22 protein-coding genes are annotated in these 20,175 nt (G+C 54.1%); 10 read left to right on the plus strand and 12 right to left on the minus strand.

Annotated elements, in window-relative coordinates:
* Positions 1-46 precede the first annotated feature (46 nt).
* The 4 genes from UTO39_RS07965 to UTO39_RS07980 are packed head-to-tail and all read left to right on the plus strand — an operon-like array spanning position 47 to position 4,216.
* Positions 47-622 (plus strand): molecular chaperone TorD family protein, encoded by a 576-nt coding sequence (locus UTO39_RS07965; RefSeq protein WP_320726919.1) that lies wholly within the window; start codon positions 47-49, stop codon positions 620-622.
* Positions 619-2,895 carry a molybdopterin-dependent oxidoreductase gene (locus UTO39_RS07970; protein WP_320726920.1) on the plus strand — a complete coding sequence of 759 codons (2,277 nt, stop codon included), beginning with the start codon at positions 619-621 and terminating at the stop codon, positions 2,893-2,895. The genes UTO39_RS07965 and UTO39_RS07970 overlap by 4 nt, the downstream gene beginning before the upstream one ends.
* On the plus strand, positions 2,892-3,449 hold the full coding sequence (locus tag UTO39_RS07975) for a 4Fe-4S dicluster domain-containing protein (RefSeq protein WP_080327917.1): 558 nt from the start codon (positions 2,892-2,894) through the stop codon (positions 3,447-3,449). The genes UTO39_RS07970 and UTO39_RS07975 overlap by 4 nt, the downstream gene beginning before the upstream one ends.
* The gene (locus UTO39_RS07980) at positions 3,449-4,216 is read left to right on the plus strand and encodes a DmsC/YnfH family molybdoenzyme membrane anchor subunit (protein ID WP_320726921.1); all 768 of its coding nucleotides are present in this window, start codon (positions 3,449-3,451) and stop codon (positions 4,214-4,216) included. Before UTO39_RS07975 ends, UTO39_RS07980 begins: the two co-directional genes overlap by 1 nt.
* 39 nt (positions 4,217-4,255) lie before the next feature.
* Here UTO39_RS07980 and uspG read toward each other — a convergent pair whose 3' ends face one another.
* Positions 4,256-4,684, minus strand: a complete 429-nt coding sequence (gene uspG / locus UTO39_RS07985; RefSeq protein ID WP_028012323.1) for a universal stress protein UspG — start codon at positions 4,682-4,684, stop codon at positions 4,256-4,258.
* A gap of 181 nt (positions 4,685-4,865) precedes the next feature.
* On the opposite strand from uspG, the gene UTO39_RS07990 reads away from it, so the two are divergent.
* Entirely contained in the window at positions 4,866-6,104 is a 1,239-nt protein-coding gene (locus tag UTO39_RS07990; RefSeq protein WP_028012324.1) for a zinc-dependent alcohol dehydrogenase, read from the plus strand.
* Between the two features lie 123 nt (positions 6,105-6,227).
* Here UTO39_RS07990 and rnk read toward each other — a convergent pair whose 3' ends face one another.
* The gene (gene rnk, locus UTO39_RS07995) at positions 6,228-6,638 is read right to left on the minus strand and encodes a nucleoside diphosphate kinase regulator (RefSeq protein WP_061098890.1); all 411 of its coding nucleotides are present in this window, start codon (positions 6,636-6,638) and stop codon (positions 6,228-6,230) included.
* 260 nt (positions 6,639-6,898) lie between these two features.
* On the opposite strand from rnk, the gene UTO39_RS08000 reads away from it, so the two are divergent.
* A complete protein-coding gene (locus UTO39_RS08000) occupies positions 6,899-7,519 on the plus strand; it encodes a flavin reductase family protein (protein ID WP_151412726.1) in 621 nt (206 codons plus the stop codon).
* Here the strand turns inward: UTO39_RS08000 and rna are convergent.
* Positions 7,513-8,322: a ribonuclease I gene (gene rna / locus UTO39_RS08005; protein WP_151412727.1), complete on the minus strand. Its 810-nt coding sequence runs from the start codon at positions 8,320-8,322 to the stop codon at positions 7,513-7,515. The genes UTO39_RS08000 and rna overlap by 7 nt on opposite strands.
* 94 nt (positions 8,323-8,416) lie before the next feature.
* Positions 8,417-9,784 (minus strand): anaerobic C4-dicarboxylate transporter DcuC, encoded by a 1,368-nt coding sequence (gene dcuC / locus UTO39_RS08010; RefSeq protein ID WP_061098887.1) that lies wholly within the window; start codon positions 9,782-9,784, stop codon positions 8,417-8,419.
* 393 nt (positions 9,785-10,177) lie between these two features.
* Here dcuC and pagP point away from each other — a divergent pair, with 393 nt between their 5' ends.
* Together pagP and cspE are read left to right on the plus strand one after the other, a co-directional pair.
* Positions 10,178-10,795 carry a lipid IV(A) palmitoyltransferase PagP gene (gene pagP, locus UTO39_RS08015; RefSeq protein WP_320726922.1) on the plus strand — a complete coding sequence of 206 codons (618 nt, stop codon included), beginning with the start codon at positions 10,178-10,180 and terminating at the stop codon, positions 10,793-10,795.
* 190 nt (positions 10,796-10,985) lie between these two features.
* Complete coding sequence (gene cspE, locus UTO39_RS08020; RefSeq protein ID WP_002439184.1) at positions 10,986-11,195, plus strand: transcription antiterminator/RNA stability regulator CspE; 210 nt, start codon at positions 10,986-10,988, stop codon at positions 11,193-11,195.
* Between the two features lie 218 nt (positions 11,196-11,413).
* Here cspE and crcB read toward each other — a convergent pair whose 3' ends face one another.
* Positions 11,414-11,797 carry a fluoride efflux transporter CrcB gene (gene crcB, locus UTO39_RS08025; protein WP_320726923.1) on the minus strand — a complete coding sequence of 128 codons (384 nt, stop codon included), beginning with the start codon at positions 11,795-11,797 and terminating at the stop codon, positions 11,414-11,416.
* A 67-nt stretch (positions 11,798-11,864) separates the two neighbouring features.
* On the opposite strand from crcB, the gene UTO39_RS08030 reads away from it, so the two are divergent.
* Together UTO39_RS08030 and tatE are read left to right on the plus strand one after the other, a co-directional pair.
* Positions 11,865-12,653 (plus strand): deaminated glutathione amidase, encoded by a 789-nt coding sequence (locus UTO39_RS08030; protein WP_320726924.1) that lies wholly within the window; start codon positions 11,865-11,867, stop codon positions 12,651-12,653.
* Positions 12,654-12,779: 126 nt separating this feature from the next.
* On the plus strand, positions 12,780-12,980 hold the full coding sequence (tatE, locus tag UTO39_RS08035) for a twin-arginine translocase subunit TatE (protein ID WP_028012332.1): 201 nt from the start codon (positions 12,780-12,782) through the stop codon (positions 12,978-12,980).
* 81 nt (positions 12,981-13,061) lie between these two features.
* Here the strand turns inward: tatE and lipA are convergent, their stop codons facing one another.
* The 7 genes from lipA to mrdB form a co-directional block, all read right to left on the minus strand.
* The gene (gene lipA, locus UTO39_RS08040) at positions 13,062-14,027 is read right to left on the minus strand and encodes a lipoyl synthase (protein ID WP_008501032.1); all 966 of its coding nucleotides are present in this window, start codon (positions 14,025-14,027) and stop codon (positions 13,062-13,064) included.
* Positions 14,028-14,234: 207 nt separating this feature from the next.
* Positions 14,235-15,188: a YbeF family transcriptional regulator gene (locus UTO39_RS08045; protein WP_061098883.1), complete on the minus strand. Its 954-nt coding sequence runs from the start codon at positions 15,186-15,188 to the stop codon at positions 14,235-14,237.
* Positions 15,189-15,478: 290 nt separating this feature from the next.
* A complete protein-coding gene (lipB, locus tag UTO39_RS08050; protein ID WP_320726925.1) occupies positions 15,479-16,120 on the minus strand; it encodes a lipoyl(octanoyl) transferase LipB in 642 nt (213 codons plus the stop codon).
* A gap of 94 nt (positions 16,121-16,214) precedes the next feature.
* Positions 16,215-16,478 (minus strand): DUF493 family protein YbeD, encoded by a 264-nt coding sequence (gene ybeD, locus UTO39_RS08055; protein ID WP_003858718.1) that lies wholly within the window; start codon positions 16,476-16,478, stop codon positions 16,215-16,217.
* Positions 16,479-16,583: 105 nt separating this feature from the next.
* Positions 16,584-17,795 (minus strand): D-alanyl-D-alanine carboxypeptidase DacA, encoded by a 1,212-nt coding sequence (dacA, locus tag UTO39_RS08060; RefSeq protein WP_045261014.1) that lies wholly within the window; start codon positions 17,793-17,795, stop codon positions 16,584-16,586.
* A gap of 140 nt (positions 17,796-17,935) precedes the next feature.
* Entirely contained in the window at positions 17,936-19,045 is a 1,110-nt protein-coding gene (gene rlpA / locus UTO39_RS08065) for an endolytic peptidoglycan transglycosylase RlpA (protein WP_320726926.1), read from the minus strand.
* 16 nt (positions 19,046-19,061) lie between these two features.
* Entirely contained in the window at positions 19,062-20,174 is a 1,113-nt protein-coding gene (gene mrdB, locus UTO39_RS08070; RefSeq protein WP_042715186.1) for a peptidoglycan glycosyltransferase MrdB, read from the minus strand.
* Position 20,175: the final 1 nt, after the last annotated feature.

Here is a 20,175-nt window from a genome sequence, read left to right on the forward strand (position 1 = left end):
GATAATATCTCGTCGTTTTTTGTGTCGATAAATATTTATATTTAACATGAATGATAAAGATATATTCACCTCTTCAATATATGAGGCGTTAACCCCCTTTGAAATAAAGGGGTTGACGTTTCGTGATTTCTTTAACGCGGCAGACATGACATCGCGATGCGCCTCGTTACACCTTTTATTCCCTGAAAGTGAAGCCTGGCAGCAGGATGAGGCGTTAGAGGTTGAGTATGACTTCAACGCCCTGTTTGTCGGCCCTGCGACGCTGCTGGCGCCGCCTTATGCCTCGGTTTACCTTGACGAGGAGCCGCTGCTGATGGGGGCCACAACGCTGAGCGTGCGCGAATTCCTGCAAAGCATTGGGCTGTTCGTGACGGAGGAGAATAGCGTTCCCGACGATCACATCAGCTATGAAATGGAGCTGGCGGTGATGCTCTCCGTGCATGCCAGACATTCGCCGCAATATCATGATGCACTCACCCGCTTTGTGCGCGGCCATCTCGAATTATGGCTCCCTGCGTTTATCGCAAAAATAAATGATTGTGCAAAAACATCCGCAATGAAATGTCTCGCGTCGCAGCTGACTAATTGGTTTGATGAATTAAAAACGAGAGTAATATTATGAGTATTGATAAAGGGCAGCTAAACCGGCGCTCCTTTTTAAAAGGACTGATTGCGCTGGGTACCGTCGCCGCATTACCCGGCGGACTATTATCCTCCCGATGTGCCCTGGCACAGCCCCCCATTCCGTTTAACCCGAAAACCTACAAAATTTTCCGTAACGCTTGCCCGCGTAACTGCTACGACACCTGCAGCTTAAAAACCTGGGTCAAAGATGACGTAATCACCTTCGTCGACGGGGCAAGCGAGTCCACGTTTACGCACGGCGCGCCGTGTGTGAAGGGGCTGACCTACCCGCGCCGGGTCTACTCCCCGGACCGTATCAAATACCCGATGATTCAGGACGGTCGCGGCAGCGGTAAATGGCGTCGCATCTCCTGGGATGAGGCCATGCAGCGCATTGCCAGCAAGATGCTGGAGATTAAAAAGAAAGACGGATCTATGCTCGGCCTGGCGCTGTCGAAATACTCCGGCAACCTCGGCGTAATGAGCTATGCCGTGGAGGGGATGATGTCTTCTCTCGGTTACACCACGCGCTTTGCCGGTACGCCATGCTGGCCGGCAGGGATCGATGCCCAGCACTACGACATGGGCGACATGTGGTGTAACGACCCGGAAGATATGGTGAAAGCCAAATACATCATTATCTGGGGCGCAAACCCGGCGTGGTGCTCCATGCACACCATGAAGTACATCTATCAGGCGCGTGAGAAAGGGGCGAAAGTGGTGGTCATCGATCCGCTGTTCTCGCAAACCGCCGCCAAAGCCGATCTGTACCTGCGCGTGCGCCCCGGCTCAGACGGTGCGCTGGCGCTGGGAATGGCGCGCCACCTGCTGGATATCGGCCGCGTCGACCAGGAGTTTGTGAACAACTTTGCGCACGGCTTCCCGGAATTCGAGCAGTATCTGCGCAGCAACATCACCGTTGAGTGGGCGTCTGAAATCTGTGGTCTGTCGGTAGACGTAATTCACCAGCTGGCGGAAGAGTTTACCGCGGTAAAACCTGCCACCGTCTGGATCGGCTACGGGATGCAGCGCCACGTCAACGGCGGGGCGAACGTGCGCGCCATTGACGCCTTTGTTGCCATGACCGGCAACATCGGTGTGGAAGGCGGCGGTGCCCGCTACGGCCATCTGCAGACCTGGGGCTATAACTATCATGCGATGACGCAGAAGCCACCGGCCGGATCTGTTGGCATGGTGGGCGAAAGCGGCCCGGTAGGGGAGTTCGTCAGCGACAGCGGCGAAAAGAGCCACTATTCCGACCGCGCGCTGAACCTGAACCAGACCGCGCAGAGCATTCTTGATGCCAACGATCCGCCCATTCGCATGCTGTGGGTGGCATGCAAGAACCCGTTTGCCCAGGACTTTGACCGCAACAAAATGGAAAAAGCCTTCAGCAAGCTGGAGATGGTGGTCTGCGTCGATCAGTTCTTCAACGAGACGGTGCAGCATGCCGATATCGTGCTGCCGGTGACCACCACCTTTGAGCACTGGAACCTGTCGTCGTCTTACTGGCACTACTGGCTTTCGGTGAATGAACCGGCCATTAAACCGATGTACGAATGCAAGAGCGATCTGGATATTGCCGTGCTGCTCTCGCGCACCATCAATAAAATGGAGCCGGGCTCCTGTACCTTCCCGCAGGACATTGACCAGAAAAAATGGCTCGACCTGGAGTTCAATGAGGGCATGGCGAAGCAGTTTGGCATTCGCTCATGGGACGATCTGCTGGACGGGCCGGTGAAAGCCAAAATGGTCAGTTCTGCCGCCTGGCACGACCGCAAGTTTAAAACGCCATCGGGCAAGTATGAGTTCCTCTCCGAGCTGTGTGAAAAGAACGGCCATAAAGCGCTACCGGAGTATATGCCGGCCGCGGAGGGCAAGCTGCCGTTCCATCTCTTCACCCCGCATTTGCAGTACGGCCTTCACTCGCAGTTCGTCAACCTCGACTGGATGCAGGTCTTCTGGCCGGAGCCGTTTGTCTATATCCACCCAGCCGCCGCGCAGAAGAAGGGCATCCGCGAGCTGGCGAAAGTCCGCGTGTTTAACGAGGTGGGCGAAGTGGAGCTGCGGGCGAAGATCACCACCAACGTGCCGGAAGATTTCCTGGTCATGTATGAGTCCTGGTTTAACAAGCTTAAGTACAACGTGCAGAACGTCGTAAAAGATACGCCAGCCGATATGGGCAAGATGGCAACCGGCGCGCCTGGCGCGGCGATCCACAGCCAGTTTGTCGACATTGCCCTTATCGCGAATGAAGGAGCAGACGCATGAGACGCGCATTTTTAGTGAACAGTGATAAATGTATTGGCTGCCGCGGATGCGCCATGGCCTGCAAGAGCTTTAACCAGCTTGAGCCGGATCGCTTCTGGCGCTATGTCTATCCTCTGGATAAAGAAATTTATCCACATGAGGAGCGCGCGTTTTTCTCGCTGGCCTGTAACCACTGTGAAAACCCGGCCTGTCTGGCGGCGTGCCCGGTGGAAGCCTACACCAAACGCGATGACGGCGTGGTGGTGCATAACCCTGAGCGCTGCATCGGCTGTAAAAACTGCATCCGCAACTGCCCGTACGGCGCGCCGCGCTTCAACGAAGAGACGCAAAAGGCTGAGAAGTGCAGCATGTGCTATGAACGTCTGGATATCGGTATGGCCCCGGCCTGCGTGAACGCGTGTCCGGTCGGCGCGCTGACCATTATCGATCTGGATGCCGACCCGCTGCCGAACAATGCCGTGCAGTATCCGCCGGGCTTCCCGAAGATGCCTCAGCTTAATCCGGGTACGCGCTTCATTCTGGCCCGTCAGCCAAAACAGCCGGGGGATAAATAATGGAAAAGTATGAAATACCGCTCGTTATCTTTACCGTGCTGAGCCAGATGTCCGTCGGGATGACGCTGCTCCTGACCTGGCGCACGCTGCGTGGTGAAGTGCATGGCACCCGCCTTCACTGGCTGATTACCGGGCTGATTCTGGGCGTGGCCTCCGTCGCCGCGGTGCTGCATCTGGCGCACCCGGAACATGCTTACAACGCGTTGATTAACCTGAAACATGCCTGGCTGAGCCGCGAAATTCTGGGCGCGACCCTCTACGGCGCCATGATTGGGCTGGCCTTCCTGAGTAAGGGAAACAAAGGCGCGGCGCTGCTGGCGTCCCTGTTCGGGATCCTGCTGGTGGTGGTGCAGGGGATGACCTATGCGGCACCGGCGATGCAGGCTATTGCCAACGGCATCACCATGATGCTGTTCTTTGCGACGGTATGGGTGATGGGCTGTGCCGCCACGCCGCTGCTCGGGCTGAAAGCATCTAACGCCGCGCTGCGCCAGGGGATTGTCGCCCTGATGGCGCTGCTGATTGCCGCGCCGGTGATGTGGCTCAGCGGCGGCACCATCATGAAGATGACCGCTCACGCCTGGTTAAGCTCGCCGCTCTATCTGGGCAGCCTGCTGTGCTGCATTGTGGGGGGCGCGTTGTCGCTGAAGCGACAGCCGATGCAGAAAGTGGTGTTTGTGCTCCTGCTGGTGGGCGTGGTGCTCAGCCGCCTGACCTTCTTCGGCGATACCGTCAGCACCATCGTCAATATTGGTCACCTGTACTGATAAACAAAACCCCGCGAAAGCGGGGTTTTTTGTGGGTATTTACCGGACCACCATCACCGGAATATGGGTGTGGCGGATCACGCTGGAGGCGTTCGACCCCAGCAGGTGAGTGGTAATGGAAGGATTACGTGAACCGATCACCACCACGTCTGCATTCAGCTCTGCGGCCAGTTCATTGACGGCGTCGCGCACGCTGCCGAACCGGACGTGGGTTTTGATGCGGGAAGGGTCGATGCTGAAATGCCCGACCATGGTCTGCAGCCGCGTTTCGGCTTCGTGCTGTAAATGCTCCTCAAAGCGACGCACGTCGGCGGCAAAGCGGTGCAGGCTCAGGCTGGCAGAGCCCGGTAAGACATGTAAAAGATGAATAATTCCATCCTGCTGCGCGAGGAATTCCGCGTGGCGCACAGCTTTGTCGCTCAGTTCCATTTCGAAAACATCAACCGGCATAATGATTGTCTTATACATAACCGTTTCTCCTTGTTTATAAACGCTGGATACATTCAACCACAAAATATGAATGGTTTCTGTAAGCGCTTCGGCACTTTTCCTCTCTTGCCAGGATAAATCTCAAAAGGCGCGTATTTCCCGGCAGAGTTTCAGGGGTAGCTACCCTTTATAAACTTACCTGAAACCTTTCGGAGGTTGCATGAAAGCACTCACGTACCACGGTCCGCACCATGTTCGCGTTGAGAATGTCCCCGATCCCATCATTGAACAGCCCGACGATATCATCCTCCGCGTCACGGCCACGGCGATTTGCGGCTCCGACCTGCATCTCTATCGTGGGAAGATCCCAAAGGTGCAGCACGGCGACATTTTTGGACATGAATTTATGGGCGAGATCGTCGAGTGCGGTCGGGAGGTGAAGGATCTGCAAAAAGGCGATCGCGTGGTGATCCCCTTTGTCATCGCCTGCGGTGACTGCTTCTTTTGCCGTCTGCAGCAGTACGCGGCCTGTGAGAATACCAATGCCGGGCAGGGCGCTGCGCTGAATAAAAAGCAAATTCCCGCGCCGGCAGCGCTGTTTGGCTATAGCCATCTCTACGGCGGCGTGCCGGGAGGGCAGGCGGAATACGTACGCGTACCGAAAGGTAACGTCGGACCGTTTAAGGTGCCGCAGCTGCTCTCCGACGATAAGGCCCTGTTCCTGTCTGATATTTTGCCCACCGCCTGGCAGGCGGCAAAAAATGCGCAGATTGAAAAAGGCTCCAGCGTCGCCGTTTTCGGTGCCGGTCCGGTGGGGCTATTGACTATAGCCTGCGCGCGGCTGTTAGGGGCTGAGCAGATCTTTGTTATCGACCATCACCCCTACCGGCTGCGGTTTGCCGAGGCGCGCTACGGTGCTATCCCCATCAATTTTGATGATGATAACGACGCGGCGGAAAAGATAATCGAGCAAACCGCAGGGCAGCGGGGTGTCGATGCCGTCATTGATGCCGTCGGGTTCGAGGCCAAAGGCAGCACCACGGAGACGATCCTCAGCAACCTTAAAATCGAGGGTAGCAGCGGCAAAGCATTGCGTCAGTGCATTGCTGCCGTCCGGCGCGGCGGGGTGGTCAGCGTACCCGGCGTGTATGCCGGGTTTATTCACGGCTTCCTGTTTGGGGATGCCTTCGATAAGGGGCTGACGTTTAAGATGGGCCAGACGCACGTCCACGCCTGGCTGGGCGAACTGTTACCGCTGATCGAAAAAGGGCTGCTGACGCCGGAAGAGATTGTGACGCATTATCTCCCCCTGGCGGATGCGGAACGTGCCTATAAGATTTTCGAAAAACGGGAGGAGGAGTGCCGGAAGGTGATTCTGGTGCCCGGCGCGGAAACGCCTGAGGCCGCTGAACAAAAAGTGAAGGGCCTGGTGAATGCGTTCCCGGGCGGCGTGGTGTGAGGTCACTCGCCGGTGGCGGTCAAGATACAGGACCGCGGTGAAGCACAATCGGGTGAAGATGTTCGGAAAGAGGATGCAGACGCATCCTCTGTGCAACGCGGGTCGCGTTTGTTCAGAATGACATTAACGCAGGTAATCGCCCGCAGCTTCTGGCTGGTAGAGCAGCTCCAGCACTTCCAGATGGGTGGAGGCACCGCCCGGCAACTCCCAGTGGATGGTATCGCCCGTGCGCAGCCCCAGCAGCGCGGCACCCACAGGAGCAAGAACCGAAAGCTGCGCGCTGCTGTCGGTCATCTGAGCCGGATAAACCAGCGTGCGGGTCAGCTCTTCGCCGGTGGTCAGGTTGCGGAATTTCACCTGGCTGTTCATGGTGACCACGTCATGCGGCATGGACTCTGGCGTGCACATCTGCGCGCGGTCGAGCTCCTCATTCAGGGCGTCGGCCACCGGAAGTGAGGCGAATTCTGCTTTTTCCAGCAGCCTGTCGATACGTTCTGCGTCGAGCTCGTTGATGATGATTGTAGGTCTGGACATTTTTTACTCCATGTCGTTAATGCTGCGTCTAACGCAGAAACCAATCCAAAAGAAAACCCTCGCCGTCTGGCAGCGAGGGTTTAACTCTCCCGATGATACTGGCTGAACGCGCAAGTTTGAAGTGATGAAGGTCACATTCATGTGCCATATGAATTTTCACTGAAATTTATTCAGTCTTTATTCCTGGCGGATTGCGTTACGCTGTGTGTTCTGAACCCGGGCGCTGCGCGAAGCATCACCCTTACCAACGAGAGAGCGCTATGTACTTTTACCAACCGTCTCAGGGGCATGGCCTGCCGCATGACCCGCTGAACGCCATTGTCGGCCCCCGTCCGATTGGCTGGATCTCCTCTTGCGACCAGGCCGGTCAGCTGAACCTTGCGCCGTATAGCTTCTTCAACTGCTTCAACTATCGCCCGCCGATCGTTGGCTTTTCCAGCAACGGCTGGAAGGACAGCGTGCGTAATATTGTTGAAACAAAGGAGTTTGTCTGGAACCTGGCGACGCGCGATCTCGCGGAAGCGATGAATCTAACCTCTGCCACGCTTCCTCACGACCGCGATGAATTCACCTTTTCAGGGTTAACGCCTGCCGCAAGCCGGCTGGTGAGTGCTCCCCGCGTGGCGGAAAGCCCGGTCAATTTTGAGTGCCGCCTGTCTCAGTGTATTCAGCTTACCGGCGCCGACGGTACGCCGGTGGATACCTGGCTGGTGCTGGGAGAAGTGGTCGGGATCCATATTGCCGAAACGCTGCTGGAAGAGGGGATATACCAGACGGCGAAAGCGCGGCCCATCCTGCGAGCGGGTGGGCCGACGGCTTACTATGGTATCAGTGACGAACACCGGTTTGACATGGTGCGACCGGTGGTGGGCGATCAGTAACCGGCCTTATCAATGACAAATTGTTTTCCGCAGTTGCCTGGATGCGGCTGCGGAGCAAAGGATGCCGCAGAAAGCGGGGCGTTAATGGTGTCTGCTTTCAGTGAAATCTGCATCTCGGTCAGATACGCCGGATTACCGTTGCAGGTCAGCTTGAAGGCTTTGATATTTTCCTTGCCCCAGGTTTTGGCAACGGCGTTGTCAAAGTCGGTACGGCTGACGGTTTTACCGTAATTTTCCGCAAGGAAATGACCGACGGCGCTGGTTTTCATTTCCTGATTCATTCTCACCATGGTGCCGAAATAGGCATCGGGATCGAAGCCAAAGCAGACGCCATGTTTGGCATATTCATAACGTTCCAGACAGGAGTTTCCGCCCGCGCCCGGCATGACCTCGTTCAGCTTAGCCGCGCCGGAAAGCGACAGCCCGGTTTCGGCTGCTGCACATTTGCGGCTGGCCTTCACTTCCGGCATGTTCGGGATAGGGCGCGTGGCGCAGCCAAACCGCATCCATCGACGTTCATCCACGCCGCGTGCGGCAATGGATTTCGGCAGGCCGGGCCATAGCCCGTGAACGGTCAGAAAATCGGTTTTATTGTCGCGCTCTTTTTGCAGACGACATTCATCCGGCTCATTGCGGTTACGCTCGACCATGCTTTGACAAAACCCCGTTTGCCAGGACAAAGCCAGCACATAGCGATCGAAATCGCCGTACTGCGTGGCCTTGAGAGGTTCGGCCTGAGCTGAGAAGAGACTGAGTGCAAGCGCTACTGCGCCAGACGGGATAACGATATCCTTCCTGAACATGTGATTTCCTGATTGGTTGTGCGCAATTCATTTTTGTGGGTTATTAAAGCACAAAAAGCGCCCGCAGGCGCTTTTTGGCAATCAGGAATTTCACTTAGGCGGCGCCGGGCACCAGCACTTCGGTAGCAATAATGACGATGATCAGCCCAACCAGCACCGGCACTGACGTGCGTTTCACCACTTCAAACGGCGAGATTTTTGCCATCCCGGCAACCGCCACCACCACGCCTGAAACAGGCGAGATGGTACGACCCAGGTTTGAAGCCTGGAGCATGGGAATGGAAAGGTAAGCCGGGTTGATACCGGACGAGTGAGCCAGCTTAGGGATCATCTCAACGAAGGCGTAGAAAGGGGCGTTACCGGAGCCGGTGGTCATCGCCGCCAGCATGGTCAGTACCACCAGGACAAGCATCAGGATAATACTGGCCGAGCCAAACGAGGTGGCGATGGAGATCAGGCTCTGGATAAAGCCGATCGTGCTCAGACCCTGGGCAAAGACACCCGCCGCAACCAACAGCATCACCACGCCAGCAAACGCATCTGCCATACCGCGATACGCGACCTCAAGGCCGGAGAAGACTTTTTGGGTGTTGAAACCGCGCACGAACTCCAGCACAGCGGCTAGCAGCATACAGATAACCAGGATAGTAATAATGTGCAGCTGCGGGCCCCATTTTCCGTCAAAAATCAGCACGCCGATAATCGGCGTGAACGGCAGAATGGCGTAGAACGCCGGCGCTGTGGTGGTGATTTCGCTGACATCCATCATTTCATGGCTGATGTTCTCTTTCTTATCGAGATAGCGCTGCCAGAAGAAATGCGCGATACCCATTCCCACAATGGCGACGATCGAAATCGGCAGCGTGGTTTTAAAGGCGAAGTCGATAAGCGACATTTCGGCTGCTTTCGCCGCCAGCACCACGTCACCTGACGTCGGGGAGAGAATAATGGCCGCCGGGGAGGCGCAAATTGCCGCCGCCGCCCCGCGGCTGATGCCCACGTTTACCATCACCGGGAACAGCGTGGCCATTAACAATACGCCAAGCCCGGTTGCCGATGAAACGGCCAGCGACATCAGGCAGGCGAGGAAATAGGCGGCCACCATCAACAGATACGGCGAGTTAATGTACTGCAGGGGCTTCGAGGCAAGCTTCACAACCATGTCGTTCGCGCCGATATGGGTCATATAGGCTGCAAAACCGCACAGCATCATGATCATCATGCCCAGATCGCCACCGCGGCTCATGAGCAGGATTTTAATATATTCAACAATATCCGTGGCGGTGTAGCCCGTACTGGCTGCGCTGGCAGGTAAAACCTGATGCCCCATTAATGCGCTGATTATCAGCAGCGTTAAACCACCGACAAATAAAACGCCTGTGGCTGAGTAGCCTTTAATGATGTAGCGAGCTACACCCACAATGACGACGACCCCAATTAGGAGTTCGAAAAACGTAAGCATGATTTCCCCTGTGTCTTTCAGCCCTGAGATATAAAAAATTAATATAAAAAAGAAGGATGAAAATGTGCCGAATTAATGGCCCACCCTTGCTGATTAAAATCAATAAACAGACGACTAACGAACAGCATAACAGCGTTTTTGCCATGGCTAAGGCATTTATGTCATAAGGATCTTGACCGGCAAAGACAGCGTAACATGTCTACCTAATGATAACAAAATGTTAAACTTTTGTGTGGTCTGGCCTGATAATCCTGTAGACGGTTAACAGGCAGTAGGCGTACAAGATGTGGGATTATTCGGGATAAGCAGAACGGCACTTTAAGAATATTCCCGAAAAACGGCCTGATATTTAAGAGTAGCGGTGATGCCGTTAAGGCTTGGTTCAATTACTTTATGATAAACTTTGCCTCGAATATCAAGAATGGTAATTGCATTGTGATTGTACGTAATACTTTTTTCTCTATTTTATTGTTTATTATTGGTCAGTTAACGTTTTCTACTGTTGCACAGGCAGAGGACAACGCGACGGATAAAGGCTGGTTCTCTACTTTTACGGATAATGTTTCGCAGACCTGGTCAGCGCCTGAACATTACGATCTCTATGTCCCGGCAATAACGTGGCACGCGCGCTTTGCTTACGACAAAGAGAAGACGGATAAATATAACGAGCGTCCCTGGGGGGCGGGTTTTGGTCAGTCTCGCTGGGATGAAAAAGGAAACTGGCATGGCATCTATCTGATGGCCTTCAAAGATTCCTTTAACAAGTGGGAACCGATTGGCGGCTACGGCTGGGAAAAAACCTGGCGCCCGCTGGCGGATGAGAACTTCCACGTGGGTCTGGGCTATACCGCCGGGGTGACCGCGCGCGACAACTGGAAGTACATTCCGATCCCTGTATTGCTGCCTCTGGCCTCTGTTGGCTATGGCCCTGCAACGTTCCAGATGACCTACATCCCGGGGACGTATAACAACGGTAACGTTTACTTCGCCTGGATGCGTTTTCAGTTTTAACTGACAAAACGTTACATGTTGGTGAAAAAACGCGCAGCCGTTGATTCATAAGCGATAAAAATCTGTCAGTGAAAATTAACGCGACTTTAGTCACTTTTTGTCAAAGATCCGCTGGACAAAAGGTCCCACAATTGATGTACTGGTAACCGACACAGCATTTGTGTCGTTTTTTAATGTAAAGGTAATTTTGATGTCTAAGATTAAAGGTAACGTTAAGTGGTTTAATGAGTCCAAAGGATTCGGTTTCATTACTCCTGAAGATGGCAGCAAAGACGTGTTCGTACACTTCTCTGCAATCCAGTCTAATGGTTTCAAAACTCTGGCTGAAGGTCAGCGTGTAGAGTTCGAAATCACTAACGGTGCCAAAGGCCCTTCTGCTGCTAACGTAATCGCTCTGTAATTCAGACGCGTCAGCAAGAATTTCAAAACCCGCTCAATGAGCGGGTTTTTTTCGTTATGAATCAGCCAAGCAGGTAAATTTTCAGGAAGCTGGCCACGATCAGTACGCTCAACAACACCATGCCTGCGCTCATCAGACTCTGTTTCATTTGTCACCCTCGTTCAGTATTGCCTTCAGAGTGACAGAGAAAAATTAAGCCAACATTAACGCTCCGGCAGTTAATGCGTGCTTACAGAGGAAAAGAGCCAAAATGCGATCCCCGTCATCGCGAAAGATCCGATCATGTTGATCGCGATATTCACCAGCGCCCAGCCGATACGACCTTCCTGAAAGAGAAAAACCGTTTCCGCGGAAAAGGATGAAAAGGTGGTCAAACCGCCGCAGAAGCCGGTGGTAATCAAGACTTTCCACATGGGATCGATGTGCGTCATCCGGTTAAACCAGGCCAGCCCCATTCCAATAATAAAAGCACCAATCAGGTTGGCGGCCAGCGTCCCTAATGGAATTGCCTGATGCAGGGGGTTAAACCGCATACTCAGTAACCACCTCGCAACGCTCCCCGTGCCTCCACCAATAAAAACAGCTAAAAGGAGTTGTAACACGCTAAATACCTGCTATTTGATGTGTAAGAGTAGCGAGTTTAACGCTGTTTATAATGAGGGGACAAATATGTATGTTGCGGTAGGGCAGTTTGCGGTCACGCCTGACTGGCGGGTTAACGCTGTTCAGTGCGTTAACCTGATGATACAGGCTCGACAGAAAGGCGCGTCGCTGCTGGTGCTTCCTGAGGCGTTACTGGCAAGGGATGATAACGACCCGGATTTGTCCGTGAAGTCCGCGCAGGCCCTTGACGGCGAATTTTTACAGCAGCTGCTTGCCCAGAGCGTGGGCAGTACGATGACCACCGTCTTAACCGTGCATGTTCCCTCTACGCCGGGTCGCGCAGTGAATACGCTCGTGGCGATCCGTGACGGTGCCATTGTTGCGCGCTATGCCAAGCTTCATCTCTATGATGCGTTCAGCATCCAGGAGTCGCGACGCGTTGATCCGGGAGATGTCGTCCCGCCGCTCATTGATATCGACGGGTTTAAGGTGGGGTTGATGACCTGCTATGACCTTCGTTTCCCGGAGCTGGCGGTGCATCTGGCGCTGCAGGGAGCGGACGTGCTGGTATTGCCTGCTGCATGGGTTAAGGGGCCGCTAAAAGAGCAGCACTGGGCAACGCTGCTTGCGGCACGCGCGCTGGACACGACCTGCTACGTTGTTGCCGCCGGGGAGTGCGGCAATAAAAACATCGGGCAGAGCAGGGTGGTTGATCCGCTGGGAGTGACGATTGCCGCCGCAGCGGAAGCGCCGGCTCTGCTGATGGCGGAGATAATTTTAGAAAGAGTTGCGCTTGCGCGTCAGCAATTACCTGTTCTTCGCAACCGTCGCTTTGCGCCACCGCAATTATTGTGATGTTTTTTTCAACAATGCTTGATTCACCTTGTTACAGATTGCTATTGTGTGCACGCGCCAAATGACCGTTAATACGATCGGGTTTTTGGCGCTGAATGCAGCCTGTTTTAAGTAAAGAAGGTATCTATGGGTGAGATTAGTATTACCAAACTGCTGGTGGTTGCCGCACTGGTCGTCCTGCTGTTTGGTACCAAGAAGTTACGCACGCTGGGTGGTGACCTGGGGGCTGCCATCAAAGGCTTCAAGAAAGCGATGAACGACGATGACGCAGCCGCGAAGAAAAGCGCTGACGACATCCCGGCAGAAAAGCTTTCCCACAAAGAGTAACGGCAATGCCTGAGGGCTTGCGAAAAAAAACCGGCTCATGAAGCCGGTTTTTTTGCATTACTGTAAATGAATATTACGGCGTTATTTGACTTCTTCGCCCTTCGCCTGCATGTCCGCATGGTAAGAAGAACGAACAAACGGACCGCACGCTGCATGGGTAAAGCCCATAGCCAGCGCTTCGGCTTTCATTTCGTCAAACTCATCCGGGCTCACGTAGCGCTGTACCGGCAGGTGGTGACGGCTTGGCTGCAGATACTGGCCGAGCGTCAACATGGTCACACCGTGGCGGCGCAGATCGCGCATCACTTCGATGATTTCGTCATTGGTTTCACCCAGACCGACCATCAGACCTGACTTGGTAGGAATATGCGGATGTGCTTCTTTAAAGCGCTCCAGCAGCTTCAGAGACCAGTTATAGTCTGCGCCCGGGCGCACCTGACGATAAAGACGCGGAACGTTCTCCAGGTTGTGGTTAAACACATCTGGCGGCGTCGCGGTCAGGATATCCAGCGCGCGGTCCATACGACCGCGGAAGTCGGGAACCAGCGTCTCGATTTTGATGTTCGGGCTTTTTTCGCGGATAGCAGTAATGCAGTCAGCGAAGTGCTGAGCACCGCCATCACGCAGATCGTCACGGTCAACGGAGGTGATAACCACATAACGCAGCGCCATGTCGGCGATGGTTTGCGCCAGCTTTTGCGGCTCGTTGGCATCGGGTGCCACGGGGCGGCCATGCGCCACGTCGCAGAATGGGCAGCGGCGGGTACAGATGGCACCCAGAATCATAAACGTCGCGGTGCCGTGATTGAAACATTCAGCAAGGTTCGGGCAAGAGGCTTCTTCACAAACAGAGTGAAGGCCATTCTTACGCATCGCCGCTTTGATCCCCTGGATACGCGAAGAGTCTGCCGGAAGTTTGATTTTCATCCATTCCGGTTTTCTTAACAGCGCCTCGCGCTCTGTAGCCACGTTTTTAACCGGGATAAGGGCCATTTTATCGGCATCGCGGTATTTAACACCGCGTTCCATCACAATGGGTTTACTCATAGCGTGCGTGTTCCAGTTGCGAATATCGAAGGAAAGCGTTTCAATTCAAGGGAATGTTGTATTTATCAACTATTTTTGAACGAACGACAGGCAGTATATCATTGAAACGGTCGTTAAAGCAGCCTGCCGGGTCGCCAATTTGTAAAATAGTTGTTGTTTTGTGCGTTTTGCCCTGCAAGCGGCAGGGACGTGTACGGGTACGCTCAGTCAGAAGGCCTGACGGATAATGCGGATGACGTTTTCCAGTACCGGATCGCGCAGGCTGAGCTTGTTGTAATGCAGTGAAATCTCGATAGATTCTGCATTAAGCTGGCTAAGCGGAATACTCTCCAGCGGCCAGCATTTCCGCAGCAGGTTATACAGGCGTGAAGGCATGATGCACAGCATATCGCTGCTGCCAATCAGGGATGCGGTGGTGAACATATTGTAACTGCTGAAACTGATCTGACGTTCCGGGAAAATTTCATCGATACGCTGACGCAGAGCGTGGTTAGACTGTCCTTCGGTCATGAAAGACGAGTGGTCGTAGTTGCGCAGGTTCTCAATGGATAACGGCTCGGTGAGGGCGGGGTGCTGCCTGCGGCAAACCAGTACCAGGTTATCCGCATAAAGCACATTTTGCCCCAGCGCTCGGGCGCTAAAGCTGCCGCTTTCAATGACCAGGTCCGTCTGGAACTGAGCAAGCTGAACGTCAGGTTCGTTAAGAGGCACATTGCGAAGCAGAAGCTGGGGCGCATGCTCTTTCACAGCCTGGAAGATCGCGGGCATCACCAGCACGCCGACAGAAGGGGAGCAGCCGATGGTGATGGTTCTCTGTTTGTCATAGCTTCCGGTTAAATCCAGCGCACCCAGAATCGACTCCAGCCCCTGGCTGATGTATTCGTGGAGGTGTGTCGCATAGGCCGTTGGCGTGACGCCCTGGCCCTTACGGATAAATAAGGGATCGGGAAATATAGCCCGCAGCTTTTGAATTGACTGACTTATTGCCGATGGCGTGAGATTAAGAATTTTCGCAGCGTTAACGATACCCTTATGGACATATACTGCCTCAAAAATAGTCAGTAAATTGAGATCAATATTACGTAAAGTCCGAAAAATTTGCGGCTTATCTTCGCCACCAGGGTCATTCAGGCGTTTGGCTGGTAAATTATTATACTCCACGCTTTCACTCCGTATACATTCACAACATGAATGATAGTTCAATTTATTTATTATGCTTGTAGAGATTCGTAAAGTGTTGGTTTTGTTCCACTTGTTTATCAAAAACAAACAGTTGTGTGATTATCACTCAAGTTACTTAGCCTGTGTATGCCGTGCTGTCCGGAGGCTAAATAATATGTAAGGGCAATATTCGGGCGCTTCGAAAATATAGAATCTGCGGATTATTGTAAAGCGTAAAAGCGGTAAATAAACAGTGGCCCGTCAAATTATCGGGCCGTCTGAATGATATATTAAGCAAGGATATATTCGTGCGGGGGATTGTTAAGCAGTGCTAACACGTTCTTCAGAAGCACGGGGCGTATATTTTCTGGCGTAGCGGTGTCGACCCACTGGCGCATTTGCGTCATTTCCATGCCGGCGTAGCCGCAGGGATTTATGCGCTGAAAGGGCGTAAGATCCATATTAATATTCAATGCCAGGCCGTGGAAGGAACATCCTTTACGAATACGCAGCCCCAGAGAGCAGATCTTCATTTCGCCAACGTAGACGCCCGGTGCATCGGCACGCGGATGCGCGTCAATACCATATTCCGCCAGCGTGTTGACGACGGTCTGCTCCAGTAATGTCACCAGCTCACGCACGCCAAGCTTTCTGCGCTTCAGATTAAGCAGGACGTACATCACCTGCTGACCAGGCCCGTGGTAAGTCACCTGACCCCCGCGATCGCTCTGGATCACCGGGATATCGCCCGTCATTAATAAGTGCTCCGCTTTTCCCGCCTGGCCCTGCGTAAAAACCGGCAGATGTTCGACCAGCCAAATCTCATCAGGGGTGTTGTCATCGCGTGAATCGGTGAAGTCGTGCATAGCCTGAGAGACAGGCTCATAAGGTTGCAGCCCGAGATGACGGACCAGAATTTTATCCTGATACAAAACGCGTCTCCGAAGACGAGGGACAAAAGATGAGGGGGAGTATATCACAGCGGGGAAGAGGGGTTACCCGGCAAACCGGGTAACCGCAAAGGGACTACAGCACCATACGAACAATTTCGATATTGCCGAGCTCTTCGTACAGCGTCTCAACCTGCTCGATATGTGTGGCAGTGATGGTAATAGAAACCGAGTGGTAGTTGCCCTTGCTGCTTGGTTTTACTGACGGAGAGTAGTCACCCGGCGCATGGCGCTGTACCACTTCAACCACCTGATCAACCAGCTCAGGTTTCGCCAGACCCATTACTTTGTAGGTAAATGGGGTAGGGAATTCAAGCAGTTCGTTAAGTTTGGTTTTCATGTCAGCTCCGGCGTAACGTCAAAAAGAATAACTCCCACGTCAGGTGGGAGTTATCAGGATACTTAGTATATGGGGATCAAAATCACACTTTCAAGTGTTCGATTTTTAGCCAAACCAGTGATGGAACATCAATTTAATGTAATCAATGATTTTGCCGAAGAAATTGCCTTCAGGAATTTCTTCCAATACCACGAGGGGACGCTGGTCGATCGTTTTACCGTCCAGCTGGAAGTTGATGGTGCCCACTACCTGATTTTTCTGCAGCGGGGCATGCAGTTCAGTTGTGTTAAGCACATAGCTTGCTTTCAGATCCTTCATACGACCGCGTGGAATGGTCAGGTAGAGGTCTTTATCCACGCCCAGAGAAGCACGGTCGTTATCGCCGAACCAGACGGGTTCAGAAGCAAACTCTTTGCCTGCTTTCAGCGGGTTCACGGTTTCGAAGAAGCGGAAGCCCCAGGTCAGCAGTTTCTTGCTTTCGGTTTCGCGACCTTTGAAGGTGCGACCGCCCATCACGGCAGAGATCAGACGCATCTGGCCTTCAGTAGCAGAAGCCACCAGGTTGTAACCGGCTTTGTCGGTGTGGCCGGTTTTGATGCCGTCAACGTTCAGGCTGTTATCCCACAGCAGGCCGTTACGGTTGGTCTGACGAATGCCGTTGAAGGTGAACTCTTTCTCTTTATAGATAGAGTACTCGTTCGGCACATCGCGAATCAGCGCCTGACCGATCAGCGCCATATCGCGCGCGGAGCTGTACTGACCGTCTGCATCGAGACCATGTACGGTCTGGAAATGGCTGTTCTTCAGACCCAGAGCATTGACGTAGCTGTTCATCAGGCCCACGAATGCATCCTGACTACCGGCGGCGAAATCGGCCATAGCCACGCAGGCATCGTTACCGGACTGCAGGTTAATGCCACGAATTAACTGAGAAACCGGAACCTGCATTCCCGGTTTCAGGAACATCAGCGAGGAACCTTTGAAAACCGGGTTCCCGGTAGCCCATGCATCGTTGCCGATGGTGACCAGATCCGTCTCTTTGAACTTACCGGCTTTCATTGCCTGGCCGATGACGTAGCTGGTCATCATTTTGGTCAGGCTGGCCGGGTCACGGCGGGCATCGGCATTCTGTTCAGCCAGCACTTTGCCAGAGTTGTAATCGATCAGGATGTAGGATTCCGCGTCGATTTGCGGAACGCCAGGGATCATGGTCTTGATATTCAGGTCATCAGCATGAGCTGCAGAGAGTGCAGCCGCGCAAAGGGCCGTGGTCAGCGCCATGCGCTGCACAAAACGAGCAGAAAAAGTGGTCTTCATGGTCAGAACTACGACATCCGTGATGGAATTAAAAAAAAGTGCCTTACTATAGCAAATGCTATTCAGGCAGGCATCCGACTTTAAGCATGAGTTTGTGAATGTGTTTTACACAAACTGACATTTCGGATACCGCCGATTAATTACTTCGTAACAGCGATAAAGGACTGCAGCTGTGCCTCGCTCTGCAAACGCTGCTGCAGGGACGCTGCCTGCGACTTGCTGGCGAACGGCCCCATCTGAATACGCCAGACCGCGCCGTTTTGCTCAACGCGTCCAGGTACGCCAAACTGCTGGCTTAAACGCTGCTGATACTGCTGGGCACGGGCCCGATCGCTCACTGCGCCCACCTGGACGACAAAGCCGCCGCTGGCTGCTGCGGGAGCGGCAACGGCTGCGCTTTGAGTCGTGACCGGAGCCGTTACCGGGGCAGGCTGCTGCACGACGGGGGCGGCAACAGGGGCAGGTGTCGGCTCACTGCTCTCCAGCACGCCCGAAGCTAAGTTCGTTGGTGCACCAAGGAAGCCGCTGCTTTTTACCAGTGCGCCAGTGGAATCATCGCTTTGCAGGGTGTCATTGCTGATCGGGCGAATCTCTCCCGCCGGCTGAGAAGGTTCTGCCGGCGAGGAGACGCTTCCCATGCCGCCGTCCAGATTTGGACGGTCTGGGAGGGCATAGGTCTGTTTCGCCACCGTGGTACACGCGGTTCCCGGCCCGGAGAGCGAACCATCCTGCGCCACGATAATTGGGTCAATGCGGACTTTGGTGTTGTTCGAGGTGTTCAGACGATCGGCAGACGCGCGCGACAGGGAAATAACCCGGTCATTACCGTATGGGCCGCGGTCGTTAATACGCACGACGATCATACGGCCATTCGCCAGGTTGGTGATACGGGCGTAGCTAGGGATCGGCAGCGTCGGGTGCGCCGCAGTCAGCTGCATTGGGTCAAACGTTTCACCTGATGCCGTCAGGTTACTGCCCGGCTCAGCATCATAAATGGCGGCAAAGCCAGCCTGGCTAAAGCGGGACGGATCCTGCACGATTTTGTAGCTTTTGCCGTCGCGCTCGTAATCCTGATTCGCGCTGGCATTCAGCGGTTCATAAACGGGATCGGCACCGCTAATTTCAACGATTGGGCCATTACACACCGCAGGCTGCGGCGGCGCGACGGTTGCCTGTTGCTGACCATCATCACTTGTGCAGGCCGCAAGTAAACTTGCCGCAATGCAGATCCCCAGCCACTGCTTACGCATTCCGATCCCCTTATTTTTATACGCTTTTTGACAACATTTTTCTGTGGGTATGGATCGACATCACGATACCAAACCCGGCCATCAACACGATCAGTGCCGAGCCTCCGTAACTCACCAATGGTAGCGGTACGCCTACCACCGGCAGAATACCACTCACCATACCAATATTTACGAAGACATAAACGAATAAAATCAACATCAGTCCGCCCGCCATGACGCGGCCGAAGGTGGTTTGCGCGCGGGCCGCAATCCACAATCCTCGCATGATGAGCAGCACATAGAGCGCCAGCAGGATCAGGATGCCAACCAGCCCCAGCTCTTCTGCCAGTACCGCAAAGATAAAGTCGGTGTGGCGTTCCGGTAAAAACTCCAGCTGAGACTGGGTACCGTGCAGCCAGCCTTTACCGCGCAGCCCGCCGGAGCCAATCGCAATTTTGGACTGAATAATATGATAGCCCGCACCGAGCGGATCGGTTTCCGGATCGAGAAGCATCATGACGCGCTGGCGCTGGTAGTCATGCATCAGGAAGAACCACAGGATAGGGATAAACGCTGCAACCAGCACCACCGCGATACCGATCAGACGCCAGCTTAAGCCAGAGAGGAACAGGACAAACAGGCCGGAGAGGGCGATAAGGATCGAGGTGCCGAGGTCAGGCTGCGCCGCAACCAGCAGCGTCGGCAGGAATATCAGCACCAGGGCGATAGCGGTGTTTTTCAGCGACGGCGGACAGACGTCGCGGTTGATAAAGCGCGCTACCATCAGCGGGACCGCGATTTTGGCAATCTCCGAGGGCTGGAAACGGACTATGCCCAGATCCAGCCAGCGCTGTGCCCCTTTTGAGATGGCACCGAACGCATCTACCGCCACCAGCAAAATAATACAGAAGATGTAGAGATAGGGCGCCCAGCCTTCATAGACGCGCGGCGGGATCTGCGCCATTACCACCATAATGACCAGACCCATCGCGATCTGGCCGATCTTGCGTTCCATCATGCCGATGTCCTGGCCGCTGGCGCTCCAGATAACCAGGGCGCTGTAAACCAGCAGGGCCAGCAGGATCAGCAGCATGGCTGGGTCGATGTGAATTTTATCCCACAGCGATTTTTTATTTGGATTATCCGTCATG

Origin of the sequence: Enterobacter sp. 118C5 (genome assembly GCF_034107645.1) — a bacterium.
Classification (GTDB): Bacteria; Pseudomonadota; Gammaproteobacteria; order Enterobacterales; family Enterobacteriaceae; genus Enterobacter; species Enterobacter nematophilus.